Genomic DNA, 16230 nt, shown 5'->3' on the forward strand with positions numbered 1-16230 from the left:
CCCGTGCAGGCCATTCAACGGCATGCATAACGGATTTGCAGCTTCGCTGCCCGGCCGTGCCCTTGAGGCAGTCTCAGGCTCTGCGCGCCAGCATGCCGGGCAGATCGTCGCGCAGCCACTCGGCGATCCGGGGCCAGGCATGGGCGTGGGTCCGCGCGCCCATGAACAGGCCAAGATGGTTGCTGGGCTGGGAGGCCGCCGCAATGAACGCCGGCGGTGTGCCGAGCAAGCCGGCGGTGGCGAGCGCCTGCGCAGCCGGCACGACGTCGTCATCGAGTCCGGCCAAAAGGAAGACCGGCGCCTTGACGTCCTTCAGATCAATCCCGCGGCCGAGTGCCGTGAACTGGCCGCGCGCGATCCGGTTCTCCCGGAAAATCCAGTTGACGATCTCGAGATAGTAGGTGCCGGGCAGATTGAGGGGCTCGGCATTCCAGCGCTCGAAGCGTGCCAGCAGCGCCGCACCGTCCTCGCCGGAGAGGTCGCTCTGCAGCGCCGTCGCGATGTCGTCGCGGCTCGGTGCCTTCGACCAGAGCCGCAGCATCTCTTCGCCGCTGACATTGCCGCCGCCGCGGGCGACGAGCTGGTCGTAGACCATCTCCGGCGCGTTGCGGGCGAGCTGCGACAGCCTGGAGTCAATGGAGAGGTCGACGGGCGCGCCAGCCAGTACCAGCCGCCGCACCTTGGCGGGAAAGCGCGCCGCATAGAGCAGCGAGAGCCAGCCACCCTGGCACAGGCCGACGAGATCGACCGGCGCGCCGATTTCGTCGATGGCGACGTTGAGATCACCGAGATAGCTGTCGATCGAGAGATAGCGCATGTCGGGTGCGGCCGAGCGCCAGTCGGTGAGATAGACCCGGTCGATGCCGCCATTTTGCAGGGACTGCACAACGCTGTGGCCGGGCGCGAAGTCGGCGATCAGGGCCCGGTGCAGCGCATAGGGCGCGCAGACCAGTGCCGGCTGGCCGGCCCCCGTCCGCGCGCAATTACGCAGGCGCATGGTCGCAAGCTCCAGCGCGACGGAGTTGGGCGTGGTCCAAGGCAGGCTGCTGTCGGCCAGCTCCGACGGGCCGCGCTCGAGCCATCCAAAGCAGGCGTCCATGGCAATCCGCGCCGCAGCGAACGGCCACAGCAGCGGGTCATCCGGGACCGGCTCCGGTGCGCGCAGCTGTTTGCCGGTCTTCTCCGCCATGGCTATCCCACGGTCCTCACAGGAAGGCCTCGAAGCTGACGAGCGAAATACCGCGCTCGCGAAAACTCTGATGGGTCGCGGCCACCGAGCCGTCGAGATCGATGCCGTGGCAGGCGTCCTCGATGACGGCGACCTCGAACCCGGCCTTGCGGGCATCGTCCGCCGAGAAGCGAACGCAGAAGTCGAACGCGAGGCCGGCGACGAAGACGGTGTTCAACTCGCGTTCGCGCAAATATCCGAGCAGGCCGGTCGGCGTTGTCCTGTCGTTCTCGAACAGCGCCGAATAGGAATCGATGCCGCGCCGAAATCCCTTCCGCACCACCAGATTTGCGCGGGTGACGTCGAGATCGCGATGAAATTCGGCGCCTGCGGTGCCCTGCACGCAATGGCTCGGCCACAGCACCTGGACGCCGTAGTCGAGCACGATGGTCTGGAACGGCTGTTTGCCCGCATGGTTCGGCGCAAAGGAGACATGATCGCGGGGATGCCAGTCCTGGGTCAGCACCACATTGGCGAATTTTTGGGCGATCCGATTGATGGCGGGGACGACCTTCTCGCCGCCGGGCACGGCGAGCGCCCCGCCCGTGCAAAAATCGTTCTGCACGTCGATGACCAGCAGCACGTCGCGGTCGGAAATCTTCATCGCAAGGTCCATTCCAGGCCATCCGCGCGAGCGGCGCCGAAGGCACGTCTGCAGTGTCGATCTTCCCGGGCTGCTTCGCAACCAACGAGAAGGTGCGGCGATCTGCGCGAATGCGCCCCGTCGGTCCCGGGATGCAACGGTTTGGGCTGATGCGTGTTGACTAGATCCACCCGGGGACGGATTCTGACAGCCGTTCGCGTCTTGCGATCGGATAGAGCGGAGGAAGCGGTTCCCGCAGCCGGAAAGGCTGCGGCAGCCATACGCACATGACCATCGGCAAGACAGGACAGATTCTTCTCGCCGATATCGGCGGCACCAATGCGCGCTTCGCGCTCAGTCAGGGCGATCAGACCGGACCGATCGACTACGTCAAAGTGGCAGACTTCCCGACCGTCCGGGAAGCCATTGCCGATGTTCTCGCGCGTCGCTGCCACGGCCAACCGCCCCCAAGGGCCGTGCTGGCCGTCGCAGGACCGGTGACCAACAACCGCTGCGTCATGACCAACAGCCCATGGGTCATCGACGGCAACGAGCTTCAGCCGGCCCTCGGCTTCGACAGCGTCCATGTTCTTAACGATTTCGAGGTGGTGGCCTGGTCCCTGCCCGCCCTGCAGCCCGCCGACCTGATCCCGCTCGGCGGACAGGATGGCCTTCCCGGAGAGCCGTTGCTGGTGGTTGGCCCTGGAACCGGCTTTGGCGTGTCCTGCCTGGTCGAGCGCCACGGCTCACGGCTGGCCGTCGTCACCGAGGCAGGCCACGCGACCCTGCCGGCGGAGGACGAGCGCGAGGAACGCGTGATCGCGTGCATGCGCCGACGCCTCGGCCATGTCTCCATCGAGCGTGGCGCGTTGTCCGGTTCGGGCCTGCAAAGCCTGTACGAGGCGCTGGCCGAGGTGGAAGGCGCTCAGGTGCCGCATCGCGATGCTGCCGCCATCACGAAGGCCGCCCTGGAAGGCAGTTGCGAGCTCAGCCGCAAGACGCTGGAGATGTTTTGCGCCATCCTCGGCTCGGTCGCGGGCAATCTCGCGGTGACCTTCGGCGCACGCGGCGGCGTTTATATCGCCGGCGGAATCGTGCCGCGCTTTCCTGACTTCCTCGCAGCCTCCGCATTCCGGGCGCGCTTCGAAGCCAAGGGACGCTTCCAGGACTATCTGCGCGACATCCCGACCAGACTGGTCACGAAACCTGATGCGAGTTTCCTCGGCCTGACGATGTTCGCGGAGCACAACCAGCCTTAAACGGCGCGCGCCTCCGTCCGCGGGTTCCAGTCATGCACAGCTGATTGCGCGGCACGCGCGCGCGACGCGGGATCGTGCTTGCGCGCACGTCCCGGATGAGAAACAATCCTAGCTTGTGCGTGGCGTAGTTGCGGGGGCGTGACATGCGTAAGCAGGATCTGGGTTTCGACTATCACCGCTATCACCGCCTGCTGCTCGAGGCGGACGACGAGGGCAAGCGGCTGGCCCTGATCGAGCTCTTGATCGAGGAAAAGGCGCGTGACCGCCTCGCAGCCCAGCGCGCTTCGGACCGCGCCGCCATGACGGCCCACACCATCGCCACGGTGCTGAAGAACGGGCGCCACTGAAACGCGTGATCGCACTCCAGTGCCCGAAAATGCGGTATCGATTGCGATTTCGTTAACGATCCCTCGAAAGCTCGCGTCAAACTTTTTGCTCTAGGAGTTCCCCACCTGATCCAATTCAGGGGCAACAAAGGGGGGAATGAACATGAGCATGATTTCGATCGCCGCGATGCCGGCCACCAGCGAAACGCGTTTGGCCGATTCTTCGTTTTCTTCGTTCAAGACCATCTTGCTGTTTTGCTGCACGGGCCTGGTCGCCTCGTTCGGCCTGATGGCGCGCGGCATCGATCTCGGCGCCGGCCTGATGTGAAGCCGCGACGAATTCCGTCGCGAAATGGCCGCCCCTGATGGGCGGCCATTTTCATTTTGGTCTCAGTTCGGCGTCTTCGCTGCCGCTTCCGGAAACATCGAATCGATCATCGCCTTGAGCTGATCGATCGAAATCGGCTTGCGCAGGATCGGCCGGCGCCTGAGCAAGGACGGCAGCAGCTCCGGACCGTAGCCCGTGGCGAACAAAAACGGCTTCCCGCGACGCTCGATCAGATCGGCGACCGGATCGACGTAGAGGCCCTTGAGATTGATGTCGAGGATCGCAAGATCGTACTGCGCGGTCATGGCGAAAGCGCTGGCGTCCCGAACATTATCCGCTTCCGCGATGACGTGGTGGCCGAGTTCCTCCACCATGTCCGTCATCATCATCCGGATCAACGTCTCGTCTTCGACCAGGAAAACGGAGAGTCCGTCCGCCATATCAACCCCGCCCATCAGCTTCCCAAGCTAATCATAACCGAATTGCGAAGAGCATTCACGAATTCGTGGCGGGGTCCGTTAATTCGACGCGCCCGATCCGATTCCACTTGATCAATCCAATCCTCGTTCGTGGCTGAGCCGCACCATCTCCTGCACGAACACCTGCTTTTGTTTGTCATCGAGGCTCGAATAGAGGGGCTCGGCGGCGTCGGCGACATTGCGCTGGTCGGCAGCGCGGTCGATCAGGAATTGGGCCTCGTTGCGCATCTGCTCGACGATGTCGTCGGGAGGATCCCGCTTGGCGCGCGCAACCCGCAGGTTGAGCCGCTCGGCACCGTTATGCCCGAGGTAGTGCATGGCGCTCGAGAAACCGTACCAGTGCTTCTCCTGCTCGGGCGTGAGGTTCAGCTCGGTCTTGATCCGCTCGATATAGGAGTCGCTGTTGGTGACGATCTGGTCGGCGGTCAATTGCGGCGCGCCGGTCTGGGTGAGGACCGTGACATCCTTGTCCTGCGGCGCGTTCTTCGCCTCCTTGCTCGCCTTGGCGCCCTTGCCCGCCTTGGCGCTCTTGGCATCTTTGTCCTTGCCGGCGCCCTGCTTGGCGTCCTTGGCCGCATCCTTGCTTGCATCCTTGCTTGCATCCTTGCTCGGATCTCTGGCGGCAGGCGCCTGATTGCCATTATTGCCAACGCCGAGCACGCCGGTGAACACACCGACCACACCGCCGATCGCGCCGCCGAGCACACCGCCGACCGGACCCGCCGCCTTGTTCCCGGCCGCCGCTCCTTCCTGAACCCCTTTGACCAGGCCTTGAGCATTCGCCACCGCGGCTGCGCCGAGCAGCAACACGAAAACGGACCCCAGCGCGAACCATCGTCGCAGGTAAAGCCGCGCGGGCGGCGCCGGGTTGATCATTCTGGTCTCCATCTCGATCTGATTAGGCTCTTGGGGATGAGAACCACCCGCCAGCTGCAACTCTATCGTTTTCACCGCTTCGAGGTCTAGGCGCCGACAAATGCTATCCACGCCCGAAAAGTGTTTGCCGCGAGGTGCTTATGCAGGCTCCTTGGAAACTGCGGCGTAATTGCGCACATGTCGGTCGGGCGCGCCAGCGCCAAGTGTGCGTCGCAAAACAACCGGCCGTGGTTCATGGTCCGCGCATGAGGTCGAGGGCGCTGCCGCGTTCCCGGACACAACGTTAGTTCTAGGCGCAAGCCGTTCGGTTTTCTCGACAGACGCAATCAATCATGATCTGATCGCGCTACCAATTTGCCTTCGAAGCCGACGGCATCAACAAGAAACGTCGAACAAGAAACTTTCGAAAAGAAAATCAAAAGCAGAACTCGGAAGAGTTCAGAGGAACGCCAGAACAATAAAACACCCAAGCGAGGAAACGAGATGTCACGCAAGACACTGACGCGACGTCAATTTGTGGCTGCCACTGCAATATCCTCCGCGGCGCTGATCACGGCGCCCTATGTCCGAGGCGCTTACGCCGCCGGCAAGCTCTCGATCGGCTTCTGGGACCACTGGGTGCCCGGCGCCAACGATGCCTCCACCGCGCTCGTCAAGGAATGGGGCGAGAAGGAGAAGGTCGAAGTCTCGATCGACTACATCACCAGCAACAACAAGAAGATCGAGCTGACGGCAGCGGCCGAAGCCCAGGCCAAGTCCGGTCACGACATTCTCCAGATGCCGAGCTGGTGGCCGCACGCCTATTCCGAGAATCTCGAACCGCTCAACGACGTCATGGAGCCGCTCATCAAGCAGAACGGCGAGGTGAACGACACCGTCAAATATCTCGGGCGGTCGGGCGGCAAATGGCTCGCAGTGCCCGCGACGCCGGGAAGCCAGATCAAGGGCCCCTGCTCCCGCATAGATCTCATGAAGAAACACGCCGGCATCGACGTGCAGGAGATGTATCCAGTCGGCGCTCCGCCAAAAGCAGACAACTGGACCATGGAGACGTTCCTGAAGGCGGCCGAGGCCTGCCACAAGGCCGGCTTCCCCTTCGGCATCGGTCTCGGCGAGACCACCGACAGCGTCGACACCGCCGGCGCGATCTTCCAGTCGTTCGGCGCCGAGCTCGTCAACGCCAAGGGCGATATCACCGTCAAGACCGATGCAGTGCGGCAGGCGCTCGAATTCTACAAGAAGCTGATCGCCGTCCTGCCCACCGACGCGCCGTCCTGGGACGATGCCTCCAACAACAAATGGCTGATCTCGGGCCGCGGGGCGATGATCCTGAATCCGCCGAGTGCCTGGGCGGTCGCCAAGCGCGACGCACCGCAAGTCGCCGAACAGTGCTGGACGCACGGCTTCCCGTCCGGTCCGAAGGGACGTTTTGCGCCCTTCCTGCCGTACTTCTGGGGCGTCTGGGCCTTTGGCAAAAACAAGGAAGCGGCCAAGAGCTTGCTTGTTCACCTGTCCTCGCCGGCGGCGATCGAGAAGTTCGTCGCGGCGAGCGGCGGGTACGATCTGCCGGCCTACGCGAACATGACGAAGTTCAAGACCTGGGCCGAGGAAGGGCCGCCGAAGGGCACGCTCTTCCACTATCCGGATCCCTACAAGCAGCAGACGATGTCGATCGCCGCGTCTCCGGCGCCGCCGAAGATCGCCCAGCAGATCTACTTCCAGGCGACGCTGACCAAGATGGCGCTGCGCTTTGCGCAAGGAGAGAAGTTGGAAACCGCGCTCGCCTGGGCCGAAGGCGAGTGCGAAGGCTTCATGCGAACCTGAGCCGGGTATGTGCCATGGCGGTTCACGCTTCGCGCGTGAGCCGCCGAGGCACACTCGCTCGATCCGCTTGCCGAATGAAGCCGACGGCTGCGCCGGCTTCGCCGTCCTACATGTCCTGCTACGTGTCCTGCAAAAGAGGCTAACGTCATGGCCGATGTCGTCGTTGAGCAAGGCCGTCCCGCTCGAGCTGCGAGCCCGCGCAAACGGGCGAGCCTGCGCAATGCAATGGGACGGAAATCGACCGTCGCGTTCTTCCTGACGCTGCCGCTGATCCTCCTGATCGCCCTGCTCGTGCTCTATCCCGCCTTCTATTCGGTCTACCTGGCGACGCTGAACAAGGCGATGACGAAGTTCGTCGGTCTCAGCAACTTCACCTTCCTGTTCAAGCGCGAAACGTTCTGGATGGTGGTGAGACAGTCCTGCATTTTTGCGATTACCGCCGTGGTCTTCAAGGCGCTGATCGGCTTCATCGTCGCGCATTTCGTCCACAACATTCCCGGCAAGAAGCAACGTAAATGGCGCGGCATGCTGCTGGTGCCTTGGGTGATCCCACCGGCGATGAGCACGCTGGCATGGCTGTGGCTGTTCGATCCCTCCTACAGCGCCTTCAACTATACGCTGTCGTTCTTCGGCATCGGTCCGATCCCGTGGCTCGGTGACACCTTCTGGGCGCGTTTCTCCGTCATCCTCGTCAACGTCTGGTACGGCGCGCCGTTCTTCCTGATCATGTACCTGGCCGCCTTGAAATCCGTACCCGACCAGCTCTACGAAGCCGCAGCGATCGACGGCGCCAATTGGTGGCAGAAGATCTGGCACATCACCCTGCCGATGATGCGCAACATCATCGCCATCACCACGCTGTTCTCGCTGATCGTCACTTTCGCCAATTTCGACATCGTGCGCATCCTCACCTCCGGCGGTCCGCTGGACCGGACGCATTTGTTCGCCACCTGGGCGTTCCAGGTCGGCATCCAGAGCAGCGACATTCCGCTCGGCGCCTGCGTCTCGCTGTTCATGGTGCCGATCCTCGCCGTCGCAGCGGTCTTCATCCTGCGCGATGTCAACAAACGTGGGAACGAAGCCTGATGAGCACGCTCGCAATCGACAAGGCCGGACCGACACGCAAGGTCAAGCTTCGAAGCATGAGCCGCGACCGCACCTGGGCGCTGCGCTGGTCCTACTTTTTCCTGGTGCTGTTTGCGATCTTCTTCCTGATCCCGCCGATCTACATGCTGATCACCTCGCTCAAGAGCAGCGCGGAGATCTCGGCCGCCACCAATCCGTGGTGGGTATTTCATCCGACGCTGTCGAACTATGTGGAGCTATTGACCTCGAACCAGTTCCTGCGATTCTTCTGGAATTCGTCGATGATCTCGATCGTGGTCGTGATCGTGACGATGCTGATCAGCATTCCGGCGGCGTTTGCATTGGCGCGGATGAAGTTCTGGGGCTCGGCGACGCTCGCGACCGGGGTCTTTCTCACCTATCTGATCCCGGACAGCCTCCTGTTCATTCCCTTGTTCAAGATGCTCGCGGTGGTCCAGGACGTCACCGGCATCACCCTTCTCAACCGCTGGTACGTGCTGGTGTTCATCTATCCGACGCTGACCGTGCCGTTCTGCACCTGGATCATGATCGGTTATTTCGCCTCGATCCCGAAGGAGCTGGACGAGGCGGCTCTCATCGACGGCGCCTCCTGGCTCCAGACCCTGACGCGGATTTTCATTCCGGTTGCCCTCCCTGGCCTGATCGCAGCGACCATCTTCGCCTTCACCGTGTCCTGGGCGCAGTTCCTCTATCCGCTGGTGTTCACGACATCCATCGACCAGCTCGTGCTGCCGGTCGGCATCACCACCACGCTGATCAAGGGCGACGTCTTCAACTGGGGGCAGATCATGACCGGCGCGCTGCTTGGCGCTGCCCCGCCGCTGGTCATCTACGCCTTCCTGATGGACTATTACATTGCCGGCCTGACCGCCGGCGCGACAAAGGGTTGATGTCTTATGGCTGAGGTTGCGTTGCGGAAGGTGGTCAAGCGGTACGACGACGTCGAGGCGGTGCGCGGCATCGATCTCGACATCTCAGACCATGAGTTCATCGTGCTCGTCGGCCCCTCCGGCTGCGGCAAGTCGACGACCTTGCGGATGATCGCGGGACTCGAGGACATCACCGACGGCGACATCATGATCGGCGGGGACGTCGTCAACGACGTGCCGCCGAAGGATCGCGACATCGCGATGGTGTTCCAGAACTACGCGCTCTACCCGCATATGACGGTCGCGGAGAACATGTCGTTCGGGCTGCGGCTCAAGCACTATCCCAAGGCCGAGATCAAGGCGCGGGTGACGGAAGCCGCCCGCCTCCTCGACATCACCGACCTGATCGACCGCAAGCCGAAGCAGCTCTCCGGCGGCCAGCGCCAGCGCGTCGCCATGGGGCGGGCCATCGTGCGCAACCCAAAGGTCTTCCTGTTCGACGAACCGCTGTCCAATCTCGACGCCAAGCTGCGCGTGCAGATGCGGATCGAGATCAAGAAGGTGCACCAGAAAGTGCGCACCACGACGGTCTACGTCACCCACGACCAGGTCGAGGCGATGACGCTGGCTGATCGCGTCGTGGTGATGAACAAGGGTCGGATCGAGCAGATCGGCACCCCGAACGAGCTCTACCACAAGCCGGCGACGCGCTTCGTCGCGGGCTTCATTGGCTCGCCGGCGATGAACTTCATTCCGTGCCGTCTCGAGGACGTTGGCGGCAAGCTCAACGTCCGCCTGACGGATCGCATCTCATTCCCGTTGCCGCCGGCCCGCGCCGCCCGTTACAGCGCGCTGCCCCGATCTGAAAACCTGTTGCTCGGCATCCGTCCCGAACATCTCACGGAATCGCATGCGCATCTCGAGCCGGGTGTCGAGACCTTCGACACCGTGCTTGATGTCACCGAGCCGATGGGAATGGAGACGCTGGTCTATTTCGGACTGGAAGGCACGCCCGTCTGCGGCCGTGTCGATCCCAATGCGGGCGCCAAGGACGGAGCACCCATACGTTTGGCGATGGACCTCAACAATATGCACCTGCTAAACGAGGCGACCGGCGCCGTCTTGTGACGGCCGGCCAAGAAACTCGCGCAGGTAGGGACGATGTCGACCAACAAGAAGAAAATCTTTGTCACGCAAACTTTGTCGCAAGGGGCGCGCGCCCTCCTCACCCAGCGAGATGATATCGAGCTCATCGAGTTTCCGAACCTGATCTCCGCCAGGGATTTCGAGGCCTTGCTGAAGAGCCACGCGCCGGTCCATGGCGTGGCGCTCGGCGCCACCGCTTTCGGCGAGACCGAGCTCGAAGCCTCGAAGGACATGAAGGTGGTGACCCGGATCGGCGTCGGTTACGACGCCGTCGACGTCCCCGCCCTCTCCCGCCGCAAGGTGCCGCTGATGGTCGCCGGCAGCGCGAACTCGCCCTCGGTCGCCGAACAGGCGCTGTTCATGATGCTGACACTGGCAAAACGCGCGCAGGAGATGCACGCCTGCGTGAAAGACGGCAAATGGGCGGACCGTCTCGGCATGCTGCCGTTCGATCTCTACGGCAAGACCGTCCTCATCATCGGCTTCGGCCGCATCGGCACCCGCACCGCCAAGCGCTGCCTGGCGATGGACATGAATGTGCAGGTCTATGATCCCTACAAGGCAGCCGCAGAGATCAAGGCAGCAGGCTGCGAGCCGGTCGCCGACCTCGATGCCGCGCTGCCTCACGCCGATTTCGTCACCATCCACTGCCCGAAGACGCCGGAGACCGTCGGCCTGTTCGATGCGGCGCGGATCGGCCGGATGAAGCCGAAATCCTACCTCATCAACACCGCACGCGGCGGCATCGTGAAGGAAGCGGCGCTGTACGACGCGCTGGTCTCGGGCAAGCTCGCCGGTGCCGGCATCGACGTGTTCGAGGTCGAGCCGCCGCCGGTCAGCAACGCGCTGTTCGCGCTGCCCAACGTCATCATGGCTCCCCACGTCGCCGGCGTCACGGTCGAGGCGGTGAGCCGGATGAGCGAGCAGACCGCGCGCAACATCCTGAGTGTGCTGGACGGCGATCCCATTCGGCAGAACATCATCAATCAGGATGTCCTGGGCTGAGCGCATCTCTGGGCTAGGCGGTTCTCCTGGGCGGGCGGCTGCCCCCGCCTTCGGAACGCCAGAATGAGTCCCATTTTGGTGCAGATCGAGCCCTCACTCAGCCTTAATCAAACCCGCGTAATAGGTCCGGCCGCGGCGGCAGTGGGACAGACTTGCCAGCCGCGTCGAGCTGGAGGATGGACCCTTGTCAGAGATCGACCCGACCGACCACGCGTTGGCGACCATCGCCAGCATCCTGGAGCACCCTGAACCCGTCCTCGTCGTGCGCGAAACCGAGACCGTGCGCGAGACCGAGACCGTCACCGTGACCGAAATGGTGGTTGCTGGTGAGCATGGGGTCGCGGACGAGCCCCCGATGGTCGACGAGCATCCGGTGGTCGAGGAGCAGCCGCTGGTGCCGGAGCACGCCGACGCCGACGGCTACAGCAAGGTCGGCCCCGGGCCGATGGTGGCGATCCGTCTGAAATGGACGGTCCATCGCGGCGATGACGGCCAGTTCTACGTCCACGAGACCATCGGCGAGCAGTCCGTGCCCGTGGTCAGCGGCCCGATGACCGGCGAAGCCGCGGTGCATTTCGTCGACGCGCATGAGGACGAGGCGCATCGGCGCTTCGAAGAGCTGCGCAGCGAGATCGCCGGCCGCAGTTCGCTCGCCGATTACGAGCGCAAGGGCGAAGCCTAGCGCGCTCTCGCGCGAAGTGGATGCCGGTTCGGCTTATCGTCGTCCGAGATAATCCTTCTTCACGAGCTCGACGCCTGCGTGCCGCAACAGGTCGTAGGCGGTCGTGACGTGAAAGAAGAACTGCGGAACGCTGAAGGTCAGCAGCAGCGTCCGCCCGGTGAAGGGCAACTCGGTCCCGTTCTTCAGCCTGAAGAAGACATTCCGCTCCGCCGCAGCATTGATCTCTGCGCGCGGCAGGCTTTCGATGAACTCGATTGACGTCGCGATGCGGGCCTGGAGCCCGGCCATGTCGTGCTCCAGCACCGGCAGCGCCACCGGCTCGCGGTCGGCGAGCAAGGCCGCGGCGACCGTGACGTGGCGACAGGCCTCGCCGATCTGTTGCGCCAGATCGTACATGTCGGGCGCCATGCGCATGCCGAGCAGGACGGCCGGGTTGAACTTCCGGGCCTCGGCATAGGCAACGCCCTTGTCGAGCAGTGCGGAGAGGTTGCGCAGATACGGCACGAAGAGTCCGACCGAGGCGTCATACATTGAGATCGTCACTTCAAAATTCCCTTCAATTCCGCCTCGCCAGAGACGGGCATCTGGTCTAAATCCAGGCCTCAAGACAGGCCTCGAGAGCTGCACAATGACAGCTTGGACATGGGTGGAAAAGAGATGATCGTTCGAATGACCATTCGAATTCTGGCGACTTTGGCCGTGGTCCTGCTGGCAAACCTTTCGGCCCACGCACAGCAGACGGCGCCGTCCCGCCTCGACGAGATAGTCAAGCGCGGCACTTTGCGCGTCGGCATGACCGGCGACTACAAGCCCTTCACCTATCTCGACAAGACGACGCAGCAATTCAGTGGCTTCGATGTCGACATGGCGGAGGCACTCGGCAAGGCGCTCGGCGTCAAGGTCGAATTCGTGCCGACGGCCTGGCCGAAGCTGATGAAGGATTTCGAGGCCGATCAGTTCGACATCGCCATGGGCGGCGTCTCGGTCACGCTCGACCGGCAGAAGAAGGGCTTCTTCTCCACGCCGATCATGCGCGAGGGCAAGACGCCGATCGCGCGCTGTGCCGATGTCGGCAAATACCAGAGCATCACCGACATCGACAAGAAGGGCACCCGCGTGATCGTCAATCCCGGCGGCACCAACGAGCGCTTCGCGCGTGCCAACATCAAGGACGCCGACATCACCGTCTTCCCGGACAATACCGTGATCTTCGACGAGATCGCCAAGGGCAATGCCGACCTGATGATGACCGACGCCTCGGAGACGCGCTACCAGCAGAAGCAGCATCAAGGCGTGCTCTGCGCGGTGCATCCCGACAAGCCGTTCGATTTTTCCGAGAAGGCCTATTGGCTCCAGCGCGACATGGCGCTGAAGGCCTTCGTCGATCAATGGCTGCATATTTCGATGCAGGACGGCAGCTACAAGAAGATCTACGCCGCCTGGTTCGATTAGGGCCGCGTCCTCCTGTCGCTTGTGCCGGCCAAACTTTGGACCGGCTCCGGTGTTATTGAACCCGAAACGCAGAAGCCACGACTCATACGGTGACAGTGATCTAGATCACTTTTTGCGATCGAACCGGGGCGTAAGCGTCGGTGCGGGGACCACCTGTTTCAGGAGATGCGAAATGAGGAAGCTGTTGGCCACGGCCGCATTCCTTTTGGCGAGCACCGCTGCGCAGGCGCAGTACACCTTCGACTATGGCGGGCGCACCATCCGCATTGATCCCGACCGCGGCACGGTGCAGATCCCCGGCGTCTACGACAACACCGGCCAGGGCAAGGCGAAGAAAGCCAAGAACGATGCCAAGGGGGCTCCCAAAGCGGACCCGCAGGCACCGCAACAGGCCAAGGCTGATCCGCAGCCGCCTGCCGATCCGGCGCCGGCCCCAACACCTGTCACGGCGCCGCCGGCGGCCGAGCAGGCCCCTGTCCAAGCTCCCGTCCAAGCCCCCGTGGCCGTGGCGCCTCCTGCCCCGCCAGCGCCTCCGGCCACCACGGCTAACAAGGCTCCGGCCGAAGAGGCGCTTGTGCCGCCGCCTCAGCCGACCCCAAGTGCTGCCCCGACGGTGGGAGTCGCGCCGCCGGCGCCATCTCCGCCTCCTGTCCCGGCGCCTGCTCCCGTTCAGTCGGCCGCCGTCGCGCCGCCGGCTCCCGCAACCGCGGCCACGCGCGACCTCAATTCACCGCTCGGCGTCTGGCTCACCGAGGAGAAGGAAGGCAAGGTCCGCATCGAGCAATGCGGCAGCAATCTCTGCGGCTACTCGGTCGATTCGAAATCGAACCAGAATGGCGAGCAGGTTCTGATCAACATGAAGCCCGGCAAGGACCAGAACAAGGACCCAAAATGGTCCGGCCGGATCCTCGATCCGAACTCCGGCTCGACCTACGATTCAACCATCGCGCTGAAGGGCACCGATCGCCTGCGCGTGCAGGGCTGCGCCTTCGGCGGCATGTTCTGCGGCGGCCAGACCTGGACGCGGGTGAACTGACTTCCCGCGACACTCTGACCGAGACAAAGGGCCCGCAATGCGGGCCCTTTTGCTTTTACCCCTCGCTTTCCGGGATGTGCGCGACATCACAGAGCCCGTCGCGCGCGTGACAGCCCTCACATCGCCGGTTCCGCGTCCGTGACACGATCCCCGCATAATCAACCCTAGGGGCGTGTCATGAACGGATTTCGCAAGGCTCTCTTCGCCACAATCATAGTCATCGCGTTGCCGGCCGCGCAGGCCAGCGCCAGCACATTCGACGGCGCATGGAATGTCCGCATCTCGTCATCGAGCGAGACCTGCGGCAACGGCTCGACCGTCGCCATCGGCATCAACAACGGTCAGATCGCCTCGAGCAGCGCAATGGTGACGGCGTCGGGCCGCGTCGCGGATGCCGGCAGCATCAATGTCACCTTGAGCACCGGCATCAAGCGCGCCGTCGGCTTCGGCCGCCTCAGCGGCACCTCCGGCTCCGGCACGTGGCGCGGCAGCATGTGCACGGGAACGTGGACCGCCGAGCGGATGTAAGGTGTCGTGCCCCGGACAAGCAGCGGACGAGAAGCGTTGCTGCGCAGAGCCGGGACTCAGCAGTCCTGATGCCGTCAAAAGTTTTGGGCCCCGGATCGGCGACGCATCGCCGCGGGGCGATGCGTCTTGTCCGGGGCACGAGAGCTAGCCCAACGCGGCCCCATACTCCGCGTCGCTCACCGGCTCCAGCCACGTCGAATAGACGCCGTCGAGCGCTTCTTGCATGGCGATATGGCACATGCCGTTGGTCGGCGATCCGCCGTGCCAGTGCACCTCACCCGGCGGAATCCAGACGGTGTCGCCGGGACGGATCTCCCTGACGGGCCCGCCTTTGGTCTGAACGCGGCCGACACCGGAGATGACGTAGAGGGTCTGCCCGAGCGGATGATGATGCCAGTTGGTGCGTGCGCCAGGCTCGAACGAGACACGCGAGCAGTTCAGCCGTGCCGGCGCGGGCGCCATGATCACCGGGTCCTGCCAGACGGTGCCGGTGAAATTTTCCTTGGGCGCGCGGCGGGTCAGCCGCGTGCCTGCAACAGTGATCTCCATTGGGATTACCTCGCTTCTTTCCCGATTACTTCTTGCTTGCTGCGTAGCGCGCCTTGGTCTCGGCGTTCATGGGATAGAGGCCCGGGAGCACCGCGCCATTGTTCACCTCGTTGACGATCCAGGCTTCCATCCGCTCCTGCTCGACACCCTCGTTGAGCACTTGTTCGAGCATCGCCTGCGGGATCAGCACGCAGCCGTCCTGGTCGGCAACAACGATGTCGTTCGGGAACACCGCAACGCCGCCGCAGCCGATCGGCTCGCCCCAGCCGACGAAGGTCAGACCGGCGACTGACGGCGGCGCGGCATAGCCGTCGCACCAGACCGGCAGGTTGGTGCCGAGCACGCCCTCGACGTCACGCACGACACCGTCGGTGACGAGTGCGGTGACGCCGCGCTTCATCATGCGCGCGCATAGGATGTCGCCAAAGATGCCGGCGTCGGTGATGCCCATGGCGTCGACCACGGCGATGCAGCCCTCCGGCATTGCCTCGATCGCGGTGCGGGTCGAGATCGGCGACGACCATGACTCCGGCGTCGCCAGATCCTCCCGCGCCGGCACGAAGCGCAGCGTGAAGGCCGGTCCCACCAGGCGCGGCAGACCCGGACGCAGCGGACGCGCGCCGCGCATCCAGATGTTGCGCAGGCCCTTCTTCAGCAGGACCGTGGTGATGGTGGCAGTGGTGATGCCGGCGAGGGTCTTGCGGGCTTCGGGGGACAGCGACATGGAAACAGACGAGCTCCGGATGGGCGGGAAAGAACGCGCATCTTGCGGGGTGCGGGCCTTGCGTCAAGGGCCAACAAGCTACCAATCATGCAGGGCCGCAGCGCTGTTATGCGTCGCGATAACAAGGGTTTATCGCCTCCCCCTGCATTAATTTATTGGACTTGCGGGCGCATTTACGCGAAGCAGGGACGAGCGGAGCTCAAGGCCGAGCCCGCGTATCTCCAGAAGC

The 16230-nt window shown here is 63.7% G+C and carries 19 protein-coding genes; 12 read left to right on the forward strand and 7 right to left on the reverse strand.

Annotated features, from left to right (window positions below):
* Positions 1-73 precede the first annotated feature (73 nt).
* Together IVB42_RS02845 and pncA are read right to left on the reverse strand one after the other, a co-directional pair.
* Entirely contained in the window at positions 74-1189 is a 1116-nt protein-coding gene (locus IVB42_RS02845) for an alpha/beta fold hydrolase (protein ID WP_018457893.1), read from the reverse strand.
* A gap of 16 nt (positions 1190-1205) precedes the next feature.
* Positions 1206-1844 (reverse strand): bifunctional nicotinamidase/pyrazinamidase, encoded by a 639-nt coding sequence (pncA, locus tag IVB42_RS02850; RefSeq protein WP_247395507.1) that lies wholly within the window; start codon positions 1842-1844, stop codon positions 1206-1208.
* Between the two features lie 254 nt (positions 1845-2098).
* On the opposite strand from pncA, the gene glk reads away from it, so the two are divergent.
* From glk to IVB42_RS02865, 3 genes are all read left to right on the forward strand, one after another.
* Complete coding sequence (glk, locus tag IVB42_RS02855) at positions 2099-3070, forward strand: glucokinase (protein ID WP_018457895.1); 972 nt, start codon at positions 2099-2101, stop codon at positions 3068-3070.
* Positions 3071-3213: 143 nt separating this feature from the next.
* Positions 3214-3417, forward strand: coding sequence for a hypothetical protein (locus IVB42_RS02860; protein WP_018457896.1), 204 nt, complete (start codon positions 3214-3216; stop codon positions 3415-3417).
* Positions 3418-3559: 142 nt separating this feature from the next.
* Positions 3560-3724, forward strand: coding sequence for a hypothetical protein (locus IVB42_RS02865; protein ID WP_162847220.1), 165 nt, complete (start codon positions 3560-3562; stop codon positions 3722-3724).
* A gap of 62 nt (positions 3725-3786) precedes the next feature.
* Here IVB42_RS02865 and IVB42_RS02870 read toward each other — a convergent pair whose 3' ends face one another.
* Together IVB42_RS02870 and IVB42_RS02875 are read right to left on the reverse strand one after the other, a co-directional pair.
* Positions 3787-4164, reverse strand: a complete 378-nt coding sequence (locus IVB42_RS02870) for a response regulator (protein WP_026233459.1) — start codon at positions 4162-4164, stop codon at positions 3787-3789.
* A 111-nt stretch (positions 4165-4275) separates the two neighbouring features.
* Positions 4276-5079: a Spy/CpxP family protein refolding chaperone gene (locus IVB42_RS02875; protein WP_247395505.1), complete on the reverse strand. Its 804-nt coding sequence runs from the start codon at positions 5077-5079 to the stop codon at positions 4276-4278.
* A 483-nt stretch (positions 5080-5562) separates the two neighbouring features.
* Between IVB42_RS02875 and IVB42_RS02880 the strand changes: the two genes are divergently transcribed.
* The 6 genes from IVB42_RS02880 to IVB42_RS02905 all read left to right on the forward strand — a co-directional run bounded on the left by IVB42_RS02880 (position 5563) and on the right by IVB42_RS02905 (position 11712).
* Entirely contained in the window at positions 5563-6903 is a 1341-nt protein-coding gene (locus IVB42_RS02880) for an extracellular solute-binding protein (RefSeq protein ID WP_247395504.1), read from the forward strand.
* 147 nt (positions 6904-7050) lie between these two features.
* Positions 7051-7989: a sugar ABC transporter permease gene (locus tag IVB42_RS02885; RefSeq protein WP_007590928.1), complete on the forward strand. Its 939-nt coding sequence runs from the start codon at positions 7051-7053 to the stop codon at positions 7987-7989.
* Entirely contained in the window at positions 7989-8900 is a 912-nt protein-coding gene (locus IVB42_RS02890; protein WP_018457902.1) for a carbohydrate ABC transporter permease, read from the forward strand. Before IVB42_RS02885 ends, IVB42_RS02890 begins: the two co-directional genes overlap by 1 nt.
* A gap of 6 nt (positions 8901-8906) precedes the next feature.
* On the forward strand, positions 8907-10007 hold the full coding sequence (gene ugpC, locus IVB42_RS02895; RefSeq protein WP_018457903.1) for a sn-glycerol-3-phosphate ABC transporter ATP-binding protein UgpC: 1101 nt from the start codon (positions 8907-8909) through the stop codon (positions 10005-10007).
* Between the two features lie 33 nt (positions 10008-10040).
* The gene (locus IVB42_RS02900) at positions 10041-11030 is read left to right on the forward strand and encodes a hydroxyacid dehydrogenase (protein ID WP_018457904.1); all 990 of its coding nucleotides are present in this window, start codon (positions 10041-10043) and stop codon (positions 11028-11030) included.
* Positions 11031-11214: 184 nt separating this feature from the next.
* Positions 11215-11712 carry a hypothetical protein gene (locus tag IVB42_RS02905; protein ID WP_026233461.1) on the forward strand — a complete coding sequence of 166 codons (498 nt, stop codon included), beginning with the start codon at positions 11215-11217 and terminating at the stop codon, positions 11710-11712.
* 33 nt (positions 11713-11745) lie between these two features.
* Here IVB42_RS02905 and IVB42_RS02910 read toward each other — a convergent pair whose 3' ends face one another.
* A complete protein-coding gene (locus tag IVB42_RS02910; RefSeq protein ID WP_247395692.1) occupies positions 11746-12243 on the reverse strand; it encodes a DUF1993 domain-containing protein in 498 nt (165 codons plus the stop codon).
* A 138-nt stretch (positions 12244-12381) separates the two neighbouring features.
* Between IVB42_RS02910 and IVB42_RS02915 the strand changes: the two genes are divergently transcribed.
* The 3 genes from IVB42_RS02915 to IVB42_RS02925 all read left to right on the forward strand — a co-directional run bounded on the left by IVB42_RS02915 (position 12382) and on the right by IVB42_RS02925 (position 14728).
* The gene (locus IVB42_RS02915; protein WP_018457907.1) at positions 12382-13164 is read left to right on the forward strand and encodes a transporter substrate-binding domain-containing protein; all 783 of its coding nucleotides are present in this window, start codon (positions 12382-12384) and stop codon (positions 13162-13164) included.
* A gap of 172 nt (positions 13165-13336) precedes the next feature.
* Positions 13337-14200 carry a DUF2147 domain-containing protein gene (locus IVB42_RS02920; RefSeq protein WP_018457908.1) on the forward strand — a complete coding sequence of 288 codons (864 nt, stop codon included), beginning with the start codon at positions 13337-13339 and terminating at the stop codon, positions 14198-14200.
* Between the two features lie 177 nt (positions 14201-14377).
* Positions 14378-14728, forward strand: coding sequence for a hypothetical protein (locus tag IVB42_RS02925; protein ID WP_007590916.1), 351 nt, complete (start codon positions 14378-14380; stop codon positions 14726-14728).
* A gap of 144 nt (positions 14729-14872) precedes the next feature.
* Here IVB42_RS02925 and IVB42_RS02930 read toward each other — a convergent pair whose 3' ends face one another.
* Both IVB42_RS02930 and IVB42_RS02935 read right to left on the reverse strand, forming a co-directional pair.
* Positions 14873-15277, reverse strand: coding sequence for a cupin domain-containing protein (locus IVB42_RS02930; protein ID WP_018457909.1), 405 nt, complete (start codon positions 15275-15277; stop codon positions 14873-14875).
* 25 nt (positions 15278-15302) lie between these two features.
* Positions 15303-16001 carry a ribonuclease activity regulator RraA gene (locus IVB42_RS02935; RefSeq protein ID WP_018457910.1) on the reverse strand — a complete coding sequence of 233 codons (699 nt, stop codon included), beginning with the start codon at positions 15999-16001 and terminating at the stop codon, positions 15303-15305.
* Positions 16002-16230: the final 229 nt, after the last annotated feature.

The organism is Bradyrhizobium sp. 45, from assembly GCF_023073155.1.
Taxonomy (GTDB): domain Bacteria; phylum Pseudomonadota; class Alphaproteobacteria; order Rhizobiales; family Xanthobacteraceae; genus Bradyrhizobium; species Bradyrhizobium canariense_D.